A 14,813-nucleotide genomic window follows, 5' to 3' on the forward strand; every position below is an offset into this window, starting at 1 on the left:
CGCATGCGGGGAACAGGTTGCAAAGGAAAGCACTTTGCTCTTGAAGCCCTCCATTGCCTCGCGGCGCGACTTCCTCGCGCCTGTGCGGAACAAAGAAACATCGGAGATTATGTCGCATGATCAAGAAATTGCTGACCGCCAGCGCTACCGGCGCCCTGCTCTCGGCTTGTTCCACCATGGCTGAAGACAACGCTACGACGCGCACCGTGTCGCAGACGCAGGCCCCTGCCATTCCGCAAGCGACCGGCTATTTCGCCTCCGACAGCGACCTGCCCTTCCATGCGCCCGATTTCACCGCAATTTCGGATGACGACTTCATGCCGGCCTTCGAGCAGGCGATGGCCATCCACAAGGCGGAAATTGAGGCTATCAAGGCAAATCCCGAAGCACCTACCTTCGAAAACACGATCGTCGCGCTCGAAACCTCGGGCCGGATGTTGAACCGTGTTTCGACGGTGTTCTATGCGCTGACGGGCGCGAATACGAACGACACGCTCGATGCGATCGACGCGGAGGTCGGCCCGGAACTCGCCGCGCATTATGACAGCTTCAGCCTCGATCCCGAACTCTTCGCCCGCGTGAAGGCGGTTTACGACAATCGCGCCGCGATGAGCATGACGCCCGAGGACGCCAAGCTGCTGGAAGAGACCTATGACGGCTTCGTCCAGTCCGGAGCCTTGCTGACGGCTGCGGAAAAGGAGCAGGTCAAGGCGATCAACACCCGGCTCAGTGAAACGACCACCGAGTTTTCCCAGCGCGTGCGCAACGCCACGAACGAGAACGCTCTGATCGTCGATGACGCCGCGGCCTTGGCCGGCCTGTCCGACGACGAGATCGCGGCCGCCGCCAAGCTGGCGGAAGAGCGCGGACAGCCGGGCAAATATGCCATCGCACTCCAGAACACGACGCAACAGCCGCTGCTTCCCAATCTTGAAAACCGCGAGACGCGCGAACGCCTGTTCAAGCTGTCCTATAATCGCGCGGTGATGGGCGACGACAATGATACGCGCCTGCTGCTCGCCGAAATTGCAAAGCTTCGTGCCCAGAAGGCGGCGCTGTTCGACCAGCCCGACTGGGCGAGCTACGCGATGTACGACCGCATGGCGAAGAACCCGCAGACCGCGCTCGACTTCATGGAGCAGATGGTCCCCGCCCTCGCCGCGACGCAGCGGCGCGAAGCGGCTCTCCTCAACGAGCAGATCGCAGCGGATGGCGGCGATTTCGAGGTCAAGCCGTGGGACTGGTATCGCTATGCCGAGCAGGTGCGCAAGGCGCGCTACGACCTCGACGAGAACGCGGTAAAGCCCTATTTCGAACTGACCAGCGTTCTCGAGGACGGTGTTTTCTACGCCGCGAACAAGCTGTACGGCCTGTCCTTCGAAAAGCGCACTGACCTGCCGGTCTATCATCCGACCGTCACGACCTACACCGTCTTCGACCGAGACGGCAGCGAACTCGGCATCTTCTACTTCGATCCGTTTCAGCGCCCTTCGAAGCGCGGCGGCGCGTGGATGGGCAATTTCGTCGACCAGAGCGACCTCTATGGAACGAAGCCCGTCATCTACAACGTGCTGAACATTCCGCAGGCCGCCGAAGGCCAGCCGCAACTCGTCAGCTTCGACAACGTCAACACGATCTTCCACGAATTCGGCCATGCGCTGCACGGCCTCTTCGCGGATCAGCGCTTTGCCTCCCTGTCGGGAACGGCGACGGCGCGCGACTTCGTCGAATATCCGAGCCAGGTGAACGAGTTGTGGGCGACCTATCCCGAGGTGCTGCGCAATTATGCCAAGCACTACGAGACGGGCGAAACGATTCCCGCCGAACTCATCGAGAAGATCGAAGCCGCGGCGCAATTCAACCAGGGCTACGATTTCGGCGAAGTGGTCGAAGCGGCGCTGCTCGACATGAAATGGCATGCGCTGTCGCCTCAGGAAGCGGCGGCGATCACCACGCCGGCTCAGGTCGATGCGTTCGAGCGCGATGCGCTGGAAGATCTCGGGCTCGAGATCGACCTCGTGCCGCCGCGCTATCGCAGCAGCTATTTCAACCACATCTTCTCGAACCCGTCGGGCTATTCGGCCGGTTATTACAGCTATCTGTGGACCGAGATGCTCGACCGCGACAGCCGTAAGTGGTTCCTCGAAAATGGCGGCCTGACGCGCGCCAATGGCGACCATTACCGCGACACGGTTTTGAGCCGGGGCGGCACGATGGACTATTTCGAGATGTTCGAGAACTTCGCCGGGCGCCAACCTGATGTTACCCCGATGCTCGAAGCACGCGGCCTCGTCGCGGGCGGCGAAGGCGAAGCGGAGGACATTTCCGACGGCGAATTGCCGAGCGATACGGCGGGCATCGATCCCGTCGAGTAATAATGTGCGCGGGGGGCGGCGCTAACGCTGCCCCCGCCATTCGAGCGACTTGCGGTTCAGATCGGCAAGGTCTTCCTTGCCCATAAGGGCAGCCTTGCCGAGCCTGATCGCCTCGCGAAGCAGGTCATCGCTCGCATTGCGATAGGCCGGACGCGCGATGTGATCGTACCATCGGCCGCCGACCGCGTTGTCGAGCAGGATGCGCTGAAAGCAGTGATCGAACCGCACGGACCAGCGTTTCCTGCGCGCGGCGGAGGGCATCGCCTCCCGCGTCAGTTGCAGCCATTCCTCGACGAGCAGTTGCCGTTCCATCGCCTCGATATAGGCGCTCGCATGGCCTAGCCAACCGGCTTGCAGGGCTGACTCGTCAACCCAGCGGATCGACAAGAAGAGCGCTTTGCCCCGGCTCCCCGATCCAGCGCGCCTTCACGCCCCAGACCTTTTCGATGAGTGCGCTCGACAAGGTTCCTTCCGGCTCGCCCATCGCCGCCATGCGCCCCTTTTCCAGCACCAGAACGCGGTCGGCATGATTTCTCGCCAGTGCCAGATCGTGCATGACGACCACAACGCCGCGTCCCTTCGCCGCTTCAATTCGGAACTGCCGCAGCAATCGCTCGCGATGGGCAAGGTCGAGCGCAGCGAACGGCTCGTCGGCGAGGATCCAGCGCGGCTCTCCTGCAAGGACACGCGCCAGCAACATGCGCGCCGTCTCGCCGCCCGACAGGGTCAGTGCTCGCCGTTCCGCGAGGTCCGACAAGTCGAGCGCGGCCATTGCCTCGGCGACCGGCTCGCTCGCCCCATCGCGATGCGGGATGCGTCCCAGTGCGACGATGTTGCGGACCGGCACGTCCCACGCGACTTCGGCGGATTGCGGCAGATAGCCGATTACCTTGGCCCGTTCGCGGGGATGAAGGTCGGACATCGCGCCACCGTCGAACTCGATGCGTCCCGCATCGGCAGCGAGCAGTCCGGCGAGCAATTTCAGCAATGTCGACTTGCCCGCTCCATTCGGCCCGCAAATAGCGGTAATCTTGCCGGGCACAAATTGCGCGGTGACGTTGGTCAGCCTTCCTGCAAGGCCTGCGTTCTGCGCTTCGAGTGTCATGCCCACCCCCTCCGCATCCGCACGAGCAGCCACAGGAAGAAGGGCGCACCGATCAGGCTCAGCGCGATGCCGAGGCGCAGTTCCGTGACCAGCGGCAGGATACGCACCACGCTATCGGCGACCAGCACCAGCAGGGCGCCTGCCAAAGCGCTCGGCACGATCAGGCGCGAGGGTCGCCGGTCGGTCAGCGGGCGGACGAGATGCGGCACGATCAGGCCGACGAACCCGATGATGCCCGCAACGGCGACTCCCGCCCCGACGGTCAGACCCACCCCGGCAATCAGCAACCACAGGAGCCTCCGCGCATCGATGCCGAGGGAGCGGGCCACTTCCTCGCCCAGTGTCATCGCATCGAGCGCCGTTCCCGCTCTCCGTAACAGAAGGATGCCGACCAGTGTCAGCGGTGCGGCAATGGCGACGTCCTGCCAGCTGCGATCGGTCAGCGCGCCGTTCAGCCACAGCACGATGTTGCTAAGGGCGAAGGCGTTTGGCGCGAGGCTTATCATCAGCGCGGTCAACGCACCGGCAAGGCTCGCGACCATCAGCCCGGCGAGGGTGAACAGCGCAATGCCTCGCCCGAGCCCGGAGGCGCTGCGCCCGGCGATCAGCGCTAGCAGGGCCATCGCGGCCCCAGCCCCAACCAGCGCGAAAAGCGGCAGGACCAAAGGACTGGCGGCAAGGCCGAGCCAGATGGCGGTGACCGCGCCGAGCGCCGCGCCCGGCGCGATGCCGAACAGGCCGGGATCGGCGAGCGGGTTCCTGAGATAGCCCTGCATGGCCGCACCCGCTGCTCCCAGCCCTCCGCCGACGACCACGGCCAGGACGCTGCGAGGCAGGCGCAATTCAGCCAGGATGAGCGTCGCATTGGCGACGTCTCCGCCGCCGATCCACACCCGCCCGGCGACCAGCGACAGCGGTAAAGCGACGAGCAGCAACGCGCCGAAGATGATCGTCGCGCGGCTCATCGTCGCGCCCGCCATTCTTCGCGGATCGTCGTCAGTCGTTCCAGCGCCGCGATGATGGTCGGCCCACCGCAATAGATGAGCGAGGTGTCGAACGGCACGCGCTCCATCCCGTCGATACGACCGAGGACCGGATGCTGCTGCCCGGTTTCACTGCCCGCGACGAGCAGGATGTCGGGCGGGTCGGCGATGATGCTCTCGAGGTCGAGATAGTCGGCCTGCTCCATGCCCCTCGTCACCGAACTGCTCGTAAATCCGGCGATCCTTACAAGCTGTGAGACCAGCGCCGCTTCGCCCGGCACGATGCCGCCGGGCTGCCACAAGGCGATGCTCGGCCCCGGACCTTCGTCCGCGCGCGCTTTCGCAACGGCGCCCTCGATCCGCTCGGCGAGGCGCCGGGCGGCTTCCTGACGACCTGCGATGCGCCCGATTTCCTCGACCTGAGCGAGGCTGTCGGCGACGCTGCCCGCGATGCCGAAAGTCGCGACGCGCATGTCCAGCCGCTCCATCGCGCTGCGGGTCGCCGGATCGGTGAAGGTCGAGGCGAGCACGATGTCCGGCTCCAGCGCAATCAGTTCCTCGACCGTGCCGCCGGTCGTCCGATAGCGGCGGGCGACGGCGGAAGGGATTGAACTGGCTGAAGGGTCGCGACTGTAATGCGAAAGCGCCGCTACCTGGCCCGGCCTTGCCACCTCGACGAGGATCGCGTCGAGACACGGGTTAAGGCTGGCAATACGCGGGTGCGCGGCCTCTGCAGACGGGTGGGGCGCGGCAGGCGCGCAGCTGCCCAGCCCCAGCGCCGCCAGAACTGGCAGCGCGGCGCGGATCACAGCGACGCCCTCACTCCGGCGAAGACGCCCCGCCCCGCTGAGGCGTAGCCCGCCGCCGTCGCGTAATCCTCGTCCCACACATTCTCAATCCGGCCGAAGGCAGTCAACTTGCCGCTCAGCGCGTATTCCACGCGCAGGTCGAGCACGCCGTAGCTGTCGAGGTGGACGATATTGCCGGGATCGTCATAACTGCCGCCGACGAACCGCAGATCGGCGCCAAGCGTAAGGCCGACGGCGCTCTGCCAGTCGGCGAACAGCGTGGCGGCATGGCGGGGCCGGCGGGCGAGCCGGTTACCCTCGTTCGGCGAACCGTCCGTGCGGTTCTCGCTATCGATGAAGCTGTACTGGCCGCCGATGCTGAAGCCGCGGGAAAGTTGCGCGCCGGCTTCCACCTCGATCCCCTGGGCTCGCGCCTCGCCGACATTGTCATAGGTACCGAAGGGGCGGTCGATGCAAATGGGGATCGCGACCGAACAGCCAATGAAATCAATGAGGTTATCGCTATCCCTGCGAAACGCTGTCAAGGAGAGGTAATAGGGCGAGGCGCCGCGCGAACCCTTTTCCACGCCGATATCGAAGCTCGTGCTTTCCTCGGGTTGCAGGACCGGATTGCCGAAGTCGGAGAACAGCTGGAACAGGCTGGGCGGCTTGAACCCCTCCCCGAAGCTGGCCCGGATACGCCAGTCGCCCGGCAGGCCGTAGCTTACATCGCCGCCGAAGCTCGTCTGTCCGCCGAAATCCTCGTGCTTGTCGTAGCGCGCACCCAGATGTGCCGCGAGATCGCCCAAGACCCAGCCGGCCTGCGCATAGCCGCCGACGATGGACGTCTCGGCCGCATCGCTCGCAATGCCGCCAAAGCTTGTTGCAAGGCGCGTTTCCTCATATTCGCCGCCATAGGCGAGCGACAGCCCTCCGATCAGGCGATATTCCGCGCGCAAGGCCCATCGTTCCGAGCGTCCGTCGCTGGCAAAGCCTTCCGCGATGCGCGCGTCGCTCGCGAAATTGGTACGTTCGGTATCGGACAGCGAGTAGCTGCCGCGCAGGGTCAGGTCCTGTCCGTAATAGGTCGCGCCGAGCGCGCCGGAGAACTGATCGGTGTCCTGCACTTCCTCGGTATCACCGAGCGCGAGATAGTCCGGCGGCGCGAAGCCGTCGATCTCCAACCGTCCGGTGCCATAGCGGGCATTGGCGAACAGCTCGACATCATCTGTCAGGTCGTAGAACGCGCTTCCCGAAACTGCCGTCTGTCGAAATCCGTCATTCTCCTCGCCACTGGCGGCAGCGGAAAATCCATCGCTATCGTAATGGCTTGCGGTCAATCCCGCATAATATCTCTCGCCTGCATGACCGGCGGCGGCATTGGCGAAGAGCGTATCGCGCGAGCCGTATTCGACGCTCGCCTCGGCGCCGGTTTCGGCGCGGGTCGAGACGGCCAGCACGCCCGCTATGGCATCGGCGCCCCACACCACGGAATTGGAACCGCGCAGCAGATCGAGCTTGCCGACATTGCCGGTCAAGAGATTGCCGCTGTCGAAGCCCCCGGCGGGCGAAGCGGGATCGGCCACGCGGACGCCATCCACCACGACGAGCAACTGATCGGCGCTCGCTCCGCGCACCGATATGCCGGAAAAGCTGCCGACCGGACCGTTCCGCGTCAGGGTGACGCCGGGCGCGCGGCGCAGGACGCGCTGCAGATCGGCGCCCTGCACCGCTTCGATCTCTTCGCGCTCGATGAAGGTGACGGGTTGTCCGGTATTGGCGACGGCGGTGGAGAGACCGTTCGCCGTAACGGTGATGGTCGGCTCGACCGGCTCGAAGCCAGCATGACCGGGGGCATTCCAATCCGGATCGACGCGCTCCTCGACCTCATCGGTCTGCTGCGCCGATGCAGCGCAGGGTACGAGCGAACAAGTGAGCAATAACAGATATTTATACATAGAACCTCCTGTCATGTGGCAAAATCCGCCCATGACGGGAGGCGCGCGACAGACACGCCTTCCGCTCGACCGACGAGACACCCCGCTCGCGGCCTAACGACGGGTCTTGGGCAGGTCTCCTGGCTTCCGGCTCGAACGCTTCGCCCGGCCTTCCCGCGCATATGGCGCAGTGGCATCATCGGGCTGAACCTCGCCGGTCACAGTTGCGGGGGCAGCGCCGGATTGTGACACCGGCTTCCCTCTTAGGCCCACCCTGCGGCAGGCAACCCATGACTCGGGCACGCCCCTACGCCTTTGCGCTTTTGCGGACAAGCGCCTTGCACGCGTGCACTCGGAGGCATCTTTGCGTGAACGGCGCCCGCCGAACTACACGAACGTGCAAAACTCTGTCCCGAATAGGAACGTTGCTGTCGGGCGGACTCGCCCGCAGCGCTTCGCGAGGGTATGTTCGAGCGCATGGACGGGACGCATATTCGCTATGCGAGGGACGAATATTACCGGAGATTGGGGATCGCTACGGCTATCGTAGGGAACCGCATCGCCCGGGGCGCTTTCTGGCGCCGTAGGAAACCGTTTCCGACCCGCTCTTTCGCGCGGGAACCAATGCTGAAAGGCCTCTTTGAGTTCCATATGCTGCTAGCCGTGAGAATCCGGGCCATGCCCAAGTGGAAGGTCGCGACCCCGCTCGCGATGTTCGCCATGCTCGGCATCGGCACGATCGGGACGGTCAATTCGGTATCGGCAGTCTCTCCCATTGCCGGACAGGGGCCGATGGCCGAGGACGGCACGCTGCCCTCGGCAATGAAGCCCGGCCTCTACGCACCCCCGCTGGGCGGAAACACGATTGAGCAGGCCGTGATCGATCCAAATAGCGCCTTCGCGAAGATTTCTGCCGCGCCGATCGCCGATGCCGGTCCGGCAGCGCGCTCCTTCGTGTTCAACGGAACGCGGGCCGACCGCGCCCGCGCCGCCGAATGCCTTGCAATGGCCGTCTATTACGAGGCGGCAAGCGAAGGTATCGAGGGACAGCGCGCCGTAGCGCAGGTCGTTCTCAACCGCGTCTCGCATCCTGCCTATCCCGCCAGCGTGTGCCAGGTCGTCTTCCAGGGCTCCGAACGCGCGACGGGGTGCCAGTTCACCTTCACCTGCGACGGGTCGCTGATGCGGCGTCCCAATCGGCAGATCTATGCCCGCGCTCTCGAAATTGCGAACGATGCCTTGTCAGGCGAAGTCGATCGCAAGGTTGGCTTGGCGACGCATTACCACACCCATGCGGTCAGCCCGATCTGGGCCCCGCGGCTGCACCCGCTCGGAGCGATCGGGAATCACCGCTTCTATCGCTGGAACGGGCGTGCCGGAACGCCGGGCGCATTCAACGTGCGTCATGCCGGGTTCGAGCGGGCCGCGGCGAGCTTCGATGCGCGCCGCTCACCCGGAACGCTCGACGAGACGCTGCTGACCATGCCCATCGACGAGATCGAGGGAACGGCTGCAGCCATCGAGCAGTCCCTAGGCGACAGCGCACCGATCACGGTCGATCCGCCGATCGAACCGACGCCGGCTCCGTCGAAATGGACGGAGGACAAGCGGCGCGGCGAATTGAAGGTCGGCTCGGCAACGCCGCGATTGAAGGCCGACGGGGCGGGCACGCTCAAGGTGGCCGGCGAAGGGTCGCGCCTCAAGGCAGGTGATGGCGGCTCCCTGCGCGAAGGCAGCGAGTAAATCAGCGGGCCTGCGTAACCTCGAAATTACGGTAAACGCCGCCGTAACCCTGTCGCACAATGAAACCTTATCGGCTCGGCACTAGAGCGTCGGTCAAACAAAACGTCGCCTTCGAGGGTTCGCATGATTACCGATTCCAGCCCGGTGCCGCTTCGCGCATCACGCCGCCCCCTGTCCTTTTGCCGTCCGGTAATCACTCCTTCGAAAGCCGCGAACGACAATGGCAAAGGCGCGCGCGATCGGATCGACCTGCGCTCCGCGCTTGCCTGTTTCTCGCAACACGGCCTCGGAGCCGCCGCCGCAGCGCGCAGCAACGCAGAAGCTGCGCATTACGTGGGCGATGGTGCAGAACGCTCTCGCTGGCTTTCGATCTGCCGATCCTTCGATGCCGCCATGGCGCGCAATTGCGAGATAGCGCTGGGCCTCGACTGACGCCCCGCCCTTCGTTTCGATAGCGCCTGAACCGGTGCGGGATAGAACGCGCCCCTCGCGCATTGATCCATGAAACGCAGAACCGCCCCGCTCCGATAGCCTGTCGGAAGCGGTGGGCGGCGCTTATTGCGATTGCGAACCAGTTGCAAAGATAGTGTCCTTTGGCGGTTGCAATGCCGTTTCTGCGCGCCTAATCGAAACCGCAATCAAACGTCCGGGCGCGCTTTATCTAGGCGGGACAACATCGGCAGCGCCGCGGCTTCTCTTTCTCCGTCCCGCGCAAACAAGGATGGTCGACACCCTCATGGCTCGCAAGAAAATCGCCCTCGTCGGCGCCGGCATGATCGGCGGAACGCTCGCACACCTCGCCGCGAAGAAGGAAATGGGCGACATCGTCCTGTTCGACATCGCCGAGGGGATGCCACAGGGCAAGGCGCTGGACCTCAGCCAGTGCGGCCCGGTCGAAGGGTTCGACGCTAAGATTACCGGCACCAACGACTATGCCGATATTGCCGGTGCGGACGTCGTCATCGTCACGGCGGGCGTACCGCGCAAGCCCGGCATGAGCCGCGACGACCTGCTCGGCATCAACCTCAAAGTGATGAAGGCGGTCGGCGAAGGCATCAAGAACAACTGCCCCGACGCATTCGTAATCTGCATCACCAACCCGCTCGACGCGATGGTCTGGGCGCTGCGCGAGTTTTCCGGCCTGCCGCACAACAAGGTCGTCGGCATGGCGGGTGTGCTCGACAGCGCGCGTTTTGCGACCTTCCTTGCCTGGGAATTCGGCGTCAGCGTGAAGGACGTGAACGCCTTCGTGCTCGGCGGCCACGGCGATACCATGGTTCCCGTCACCAGCTACACGACGGTCAACGGCATTCCGGTCAACGACTTCGCGAAAATCAAGGGCGTCGAGCAGAGCCGCATCGACGAAATCGTGGACCGTACGCGCAAGGGCGGCGGCGAGATCGTGCAGCTGCTCGGCAATGGCTCAGCCTATTACGCCCCCGCCACCAGCGCGATCGCCATGGCGGAAGCCTATCTCGGCGACCAGAAACGCATCCTGCCCTGCGCCAGCTATGTCGAAGGCAAATACGGCCTCGACGGTTTGTATGTCGGCGTGCCCACTGTGATCGGCGCGGGCGGTACCGAGGAAGTGATCGAGATCGACCTGTCGGACGAAGAGAAGAAAAACCTCAAGGTCAGCACCGACGCGGTCGAGGAACTGCTCGAAGCCTGCAAGGGGCTGGATGAAAGTCTGAAGTAACCCGTCATCCCGGCGCAGGCCGGGATCCAGTCGAACAAAGAATAAATGGAGAAACGCGGATACGTCTACATCATGGCCAGCAAGCGGAACGGTACGCTCTATATTGGGGTGACCAGCAACTTGGCGGCTCGTGTTTGGCAGCACAAACAAGGCGATATTGAAGGATTTGCCACCAAGTACGGCTGCAAGATGCTCGTATGGTTCGAAGTCTTTGATCGGATTGACCAAGCGATCATCCGCGAAAAGCAAATGAAAGAATGGCGACGCGTGTGGAAATTGCGCGTCATCGAAGAACTAAATCCAGACTGGGACGATCTGTTCGAGTCGATATGTTGAACTGGATCCCGGCCTGCGCCGGGATGACGACGAAGGGATAGCGAGCAAAATGTCCATCCTCGTAGACAAAAACACCAAGGTCATCACCCAAGGTATGACCGGCGACACCGGCACTTTCCACACGCAGCAGGCGCTCGATTACGGGACCAAGATGGTTGCGGGTGTGACGCCGGGCAAAGGCGGCACGACGCATATCGGCCTGCCCAACTTCAACACCGTGCGCGAGGCCAAGGCCGAAACCGGCGCGACCGCTTCTTGCATCTATGTGCCGCCGCCCTTTGCCGCCGACGCGATCTGCGAAGCGATCGACGCCGAGATGGAACTCATAATCGCGATTACCGAGGGCATTCCGGTGCTCGACATGGTTCGGGTGAAGGCTGCGCTCGAAGGCTCGAAGTCGCGCCTCATTGGTCCCAACTGTCCAGGCGTGCTGACGCCCGAGGAATGCAAGATCGGCATCATGCCCGGCTCCATCTTCAAGAAGGGCACTGTCGGCGTCGTCTCGCGCTCCGGCACGCTCACCTATGAAGCCGTGCACCAGACCACGCAGGTCGGCCTCGGCCAGACGACTGCGGTCGGCATCGGCGGCGACCCGGTCAACGGCACGAATTTCACCGACGTGCTCGACCTGTTCCTCGACGACGACGAGACCAAGTCGATCATCATGATCGGCGAAATCGGCGGCAGCGCGGAAGAGGAAGCGGCTGCCTTCATCAAGGCGGAAGCCGCGAAAGGCCGCAAGAAACCGATGGTTGGCTTCATCGCGGGCCGCACGGCTCCTCCGGGTCGGCGCATGGGTCATGCCGGGGCGATCGTATCCGGCGGCCAGGGCGGCGCGGACGACAAGATCGCGGCGATGGAAGATGCGGGCATCCGCGTTTCCCCCTCGCCCTCGGAACTCGGCACGACGCTGGACGCTATGTTGAAAGAGAACGCCTGACCGCTTGCCGCTACGGCACGCCGGGCTCCGCAGCAGCGATCCCGCGCAAGGACTTGACCGATGGGTAACGAAAATCACAGCTTCCTGCCTGAAATGGGCGATCAGGGCGAGGCGCAGGCCGGACCGTCCTGGGCTAATCCGAAGTGGCCGCTGACGGGCAGCGACGACGAATGGACGCAGTCGCTCGACCCGACGGTGATGAAGCAGTCGGTCGAGAAGGCCTCTGCCAAGGCGGGCAAACCGACCGACCCGGCGGCGATCCAGCAGGCGGCCGACGATTCGATCCGCGCGATGCTGCTCATCCGGTTGTACCGTGTGCGCGGCCACCTCGCGGCCGACCTCGACCCGCTGGGCCTCTCGCATCGCGACGTCCCCGAGGACCTGACGCTCGAATGGCACGGCTTTACCGGACAAGAAGACCGCGAAGTCTATGTCGGCGGCGTCTTCGGCTTCGAATGGGTGACGATCCGCGAATTGTTCGCGGCCCTGCGCGCGACCTATTGCGGCAATGTCGGCCTTGAATACATGCACATCTCGGACACCGAGGAACGCCGCTTCCTTCAGGACAAGTTCGAGACACCCGAAGAGACGATCCAGTTTACGCCCGAAGGCAAGCGCGCGATCCTGGCCGCCGTCATTCGCGGCGAGCAGTACGAGAACTTTCTCGGCAAGAAGTATGTCGGGACGAAGCGGTTTGGCCTCGATGGCGGCGAATCGATGATCCCGGCCTTGGAAGCCGTCATCAAGTATGGCGGCCAGCTGGGCGTGCGCGAGATCATCTACGGGATGGCACACCGGGGACGACTGAACGTCCTCGCCAACGTCATGGGCAAGCCTTACAGGGTCATCTTCCACGAATTTTCGGGCGGCAGCGCCAATCCCGACGACGTGGGCGGTTCGGGCGATGTGAAGTATCACCTCGGCACCAGCACCGACCGCGAGTTCGACGGCATCAACGTCCATATGTCACTCGTCCCCAACCCCTCGCATCTCGAAACGGTCGACCCGGTCGTGCTCGGCAAGACCCGCGCGCAGCAGGCATTCCGCGACGATCTGACGAAGCATGAGCAGGTACTTCCCGTACTCATTCACGGCGATGCGGCCTTTGCGGGCCAGGGCGTCGTGTGGGAATGTTTCGGCCTGTCGGGCGTGCGCGGCTACTCCACGGGCGGCTGCATCCACTTCGTCATCAACAACCAGATCGGCTTCACGACGAGCCCGCAATTCGCGCGCTCCTCCCCCTACCCGTCGGACGTGGCGAAGGGGGTTCAGGCTCCCATCCTGCACGTCAATGGCGACGATCCTGAGGCCGTGACCTTCGCCTGCAAGCTGGCAATCGAATACCGGCAGAAGTTCCGCCGCGACATCGTGATCGACATGTGGTGTTATCGCCGGTTCGGCCACAACGAAGGCGACGAGCCGAGCTTCACGCAGCCGCTGATGTACGATCGCATCCGCAAGCATCCCAAGGTGTCGACGCTCTATGAAGGGCGCCTGTTGTCTCAGGGCGAGATCGAGGAAGGCTACGCGCAAGGGCTGATCGACGAGTTCACGGGCCTGCTGTCCGAAGAGTTCGAGGCCGCCAAGAGCTACAAGTCCAACAAGGCTGACTGGTTCGGCGGGCGCTGGACCGGTCTCAACAAGCCGGCCGATCCTGAAACTGCGCGGCGCAGCATCGACAGCGGCATCGAGGACAAGCTGTTCGACAGCCTTGGCCGGACGCTGACGACCGTTCCCGACGATCTCACCATCCACAAGACGCTCGGGCGGGTGATCGACGCCAAGCGGGCGATGTTCGAAACGGGCGAAGGGTTCGACTGGGCAACGGCGGAAGCCCTCGCTTTCGGCAGTCTCGTCACCGAGGGTTACGGCGTGCGCCTGTCCGGGCAGGATTCGGGTCGCGGCACGTTCAGCCAGCGTCATGCGCTCTGGGTCGACCAGACCGACGAGCGGAAATACATCCCGCTCTCCACCCTGCCTCACGGCAAGTTCGAAGTGTATGACAGCACCTTGTCGGAATATGGCGTGCTGGGTTTCGAATACGGCTTCGCGCTCGCCGATCCCAAAACGCTTGTGATGTGGGAAGCGCAGTTCGGCGACTTCGCCAATGGTGCGCAGATCATGATCGACCAGTATATCGCCGCGGGCGAAGTGAAGTGGCTTCGCGCGAACGGTCTCGTCATGCTTCTGCCCCATGGCTACGAAGGTCAGGGACCGGAACACAGTTCCGCGCGGCTGGAACGCTTCCTGCAACTCTGCGCGAACGACAATATCCAGGTCTGCAACATCACCGTTCCGGCAAACTACTTCCATGTGTTGCGCCGCCAGATGCTGCGTCCGTTCCGGAAGCCGCTCGTCATCATGACGCCCAAGTCGCTCCTGCGTCATCCGCTGGCGAAATCGGAGCGCTCCGAATTCATCGGCAACTCGCATTTCCGCCGCATCGTCGGGGATACGACCGAATTACCGGACGAGGATATTCGGCGTCTTGTCCTGTGTTCGGGCAAGGTCGCCTACGATCTGATCGAGCGCCGCGACCGGGAGGAGATCAAGGACATCTCCATCGTCCGGATCGAGCAGCTTTATCCCTTCCCCGGAGAGGCGCTGACCAAGCGGCTGGAGCGGATGACCAATCTCGAGGAAATCGTGTGGTGTCAGGAAGAGCCGCAGAACAATGGAGCTTGGTTCTTCGTCGACCGGCTGATCGAGCAGGCCTCGCTCGCGGCAGGACATAATCTGCGTCCGATCTATGCGGGCCGCGAAGTGGCGGCTTCGCCCGCGACGGGTTACGCCTCTCGCCACCAGATGCAGCAGGATGCGCTGGTCAGCCTCGCACTCGACCTCGCCAATGTCGGCAAGACGGCGAAAGTCACGATCTCCCGCCGCAAGAATTACCAGAAAGCCTGA

12 protein-coding genes and 1 riboswitch are annotated in these 14,813 nt (G+C 63.7%); of the genes, 7 read left to right on the top strand and 5 right to left on the bottom strand.

What is annotated here, in order from left to right:
• Window positions 1-116: 116 nt before the first annotated feature.
• The gene (locus GRI38_RS05945; protein ID WP_160681964.1) at window positions 117-2,375 is read left to right on the top strand and encodes a M3 family metallopeptidase; all 2,259 of its coding nucleotides are present in this window, start codon (window positions 117-119) and stop codon (window positions 2,373-2,375) included.
• Between the two features lie 21 nt (window positions 2,376-2,396).
• Here the strand turns inward: GRI38_RS05945 and GRI38_RS05950 are convergent, their stop codons facing one another.
• Genes GRI38_RS05950 through GRI38_RS05970 form a run of 5 tightly spaced genes read right to left on the bottom strand, consistent with a single transcriptional unit; the run spans window position 2,397 to window position 7,209 of the window.
• Entirely contained in the window at window positions 2,397-2,762 is a 366-nt protein-coding gene (locus GRI38_RS05950; RefSeq protein ID WP_237487360.1) for a GCN5-related N-acetyltransferase, read from the bottom strand.
• Entirely contained in the window at window positions 2,743-3,480 is a 738-nt protein-coding gene (locus tag GRI38_RS05955; protein ID WP_160681965.1) for an ABC transporter ATP-binding protein, read from the bottom strand. The genes GRI38_RS05950 and GRI38_RS05955 overlap by 20 nt, the downstream gene beginning before the upstream one ends.
• Window positions 3,477-4,445 (bottom strand): FecCD family ABC transporter permease, encoded by a 969-nt coding sequence (locus tag GRI38_RS05960; RefSeq protein WP_160682484.1) that lies wholly within the window; start codon window positions 4,443-4,445, stop codon window positions 3,477-3,479. The genes GRI38_RS05955 and GRI38_RS05960 overlap by 4 nt, the downstream gene beginning before the upstream one ends.
• The gene (locus tag GRI38_RS05965; RefSeq protein WP_160681966.1) at window positions 4,442-5,272 is read right to left on the bottom strand and encodes an ABC transporter substrate-binding protein; all 831 of its coding nucleotides are present in this window, start codon (window positions 5,270-5,272) and stop codon (window positions 4,442-4,444) included. Before GRI38_RS05965 ends, GRI38_RS05960 begins: the two co-directional genes overlap by 4 nt.
• Window positions 5,269-7,209: a TonB-dependent receptor plug domain-containing protein gene (locus GRI38_RS05970; protein ID WP_160681967.1), complete on the bottom strand. Its 1,941-nt coding sequence runs from the start codon at window positions 7,207-7,209 to the stop codon at window positions 5,269-5,271. Before GRI38_RS05970 ends, GRI38_RS05965 begins: the two co-directional genes overlap by 4 nt.
• A gap of 92 nt (window positions 7,210-7,301) precedes the next feature.
• Window positions 7,302-7,495, bottom strand: a riboswitch (cobalamin riboswitch).
• A 371-nt stretch (window positions 7,496-7,866) separates the two neighbouring features.
• On the opposite strand from GRI38_RS05970, the gene GRI38_RS05975 reads away from it, so the two are divergent.
• The 6 genes from GRI38_RS05975 to GRI38_RS06000 all read left to right on the top strand — a co-directional run bounded on the left by GRI38_RS05975 (window position 7,867) and on the right by GRI38_RS06000 (window position 14,813).
• Window positions 7,867-8,931 carry a cell wall hydrolase gene (locus GRI38_RS05975; protein WP_237487361.1) on the top strand — a complete coding sequence of 355 codons (1,065 nt, stop codon included), beginning with the start codon at window positions 7,867-7,869 and terminating at the stop codon, window positions 8,929-8,931.
• Between the two features lie 123 nt (window positions 8,932-9,054).
• Window positions 9,055-9,363 carry a hypothetical protein gene (locus GRI38_RS05980; RefSeq protein ID WP_160681968.1) on the top strand — a complete coding sequence of 103 codons (309 nt, stop codon included), beginning with the start codon at window positions 9,055-9,057 and terminating at the stop codon, window positions 9,361-9,363.
• A gap of 304 nt (window positions 9,364-9,667) precedes the next feature.
• The gene (gene mdh / locus GRI38_RS05985; protein ID WP_160681969.1) at window positions 9,668-10,630 is read left to right on the top strand and encodes a malate dehydrogenase; all 963 of its coding nucleotides are present in this window, start codon (window positions 9,668-9,670) and stop codon (window positions 10,628-10,630) included.
• Between the two features lie 45 nt (window positions 10,631-10,675).
• On the top strand, window positions 10,676-10,966 hold the full coding sequence (locus GRI38_RS05990) for a GIY-YIG nuclease family protein (RefSeq protein WP_160681970.1): 291 nt from the start codon (window positions 10,676-10,678) through the stop codon (window positions 10,964-10,966).
• Between the two features lie 49 nt (window positions 10,967-11,015).
• Window positions 11,016-11,906: a succinate--CoA ligase subunit alpha gene (sucD, locus tag GRI38_RS05995; RefSeq protein ID WP_160681971.1), complete on the top strand. Its 891-nt coding sequence runs from the start codon at window positions 11,016-11,018 to the stop codon at window positions 11,904-11,906.
• A 60-nt stretch (window positions 11,907-11,966) separates the two neighbouring features.
• Window positions 11,967-14,813, top strand: a complete 2,847-nt coding sequence (locus GRI38_RS06000; protein ID WP_160681972.1) for a 2-oxoglutarate dehydrogenase E1 component — start codon at window positions 11,967-11,969, stop codon at window positions 14,811-14,813.

It is taken from the genome of Parapontixanthobacter aurantiacus (assembly GCF_009827635.1).
Taxonomy (GTDB): Bacteria; Pseudomonadota; Alphaproteobacteria; order Sphingomonadales; family Sphingomonadaceae; genus Parapontixanthobacter; species Parapontixanthobacter aurantiacus.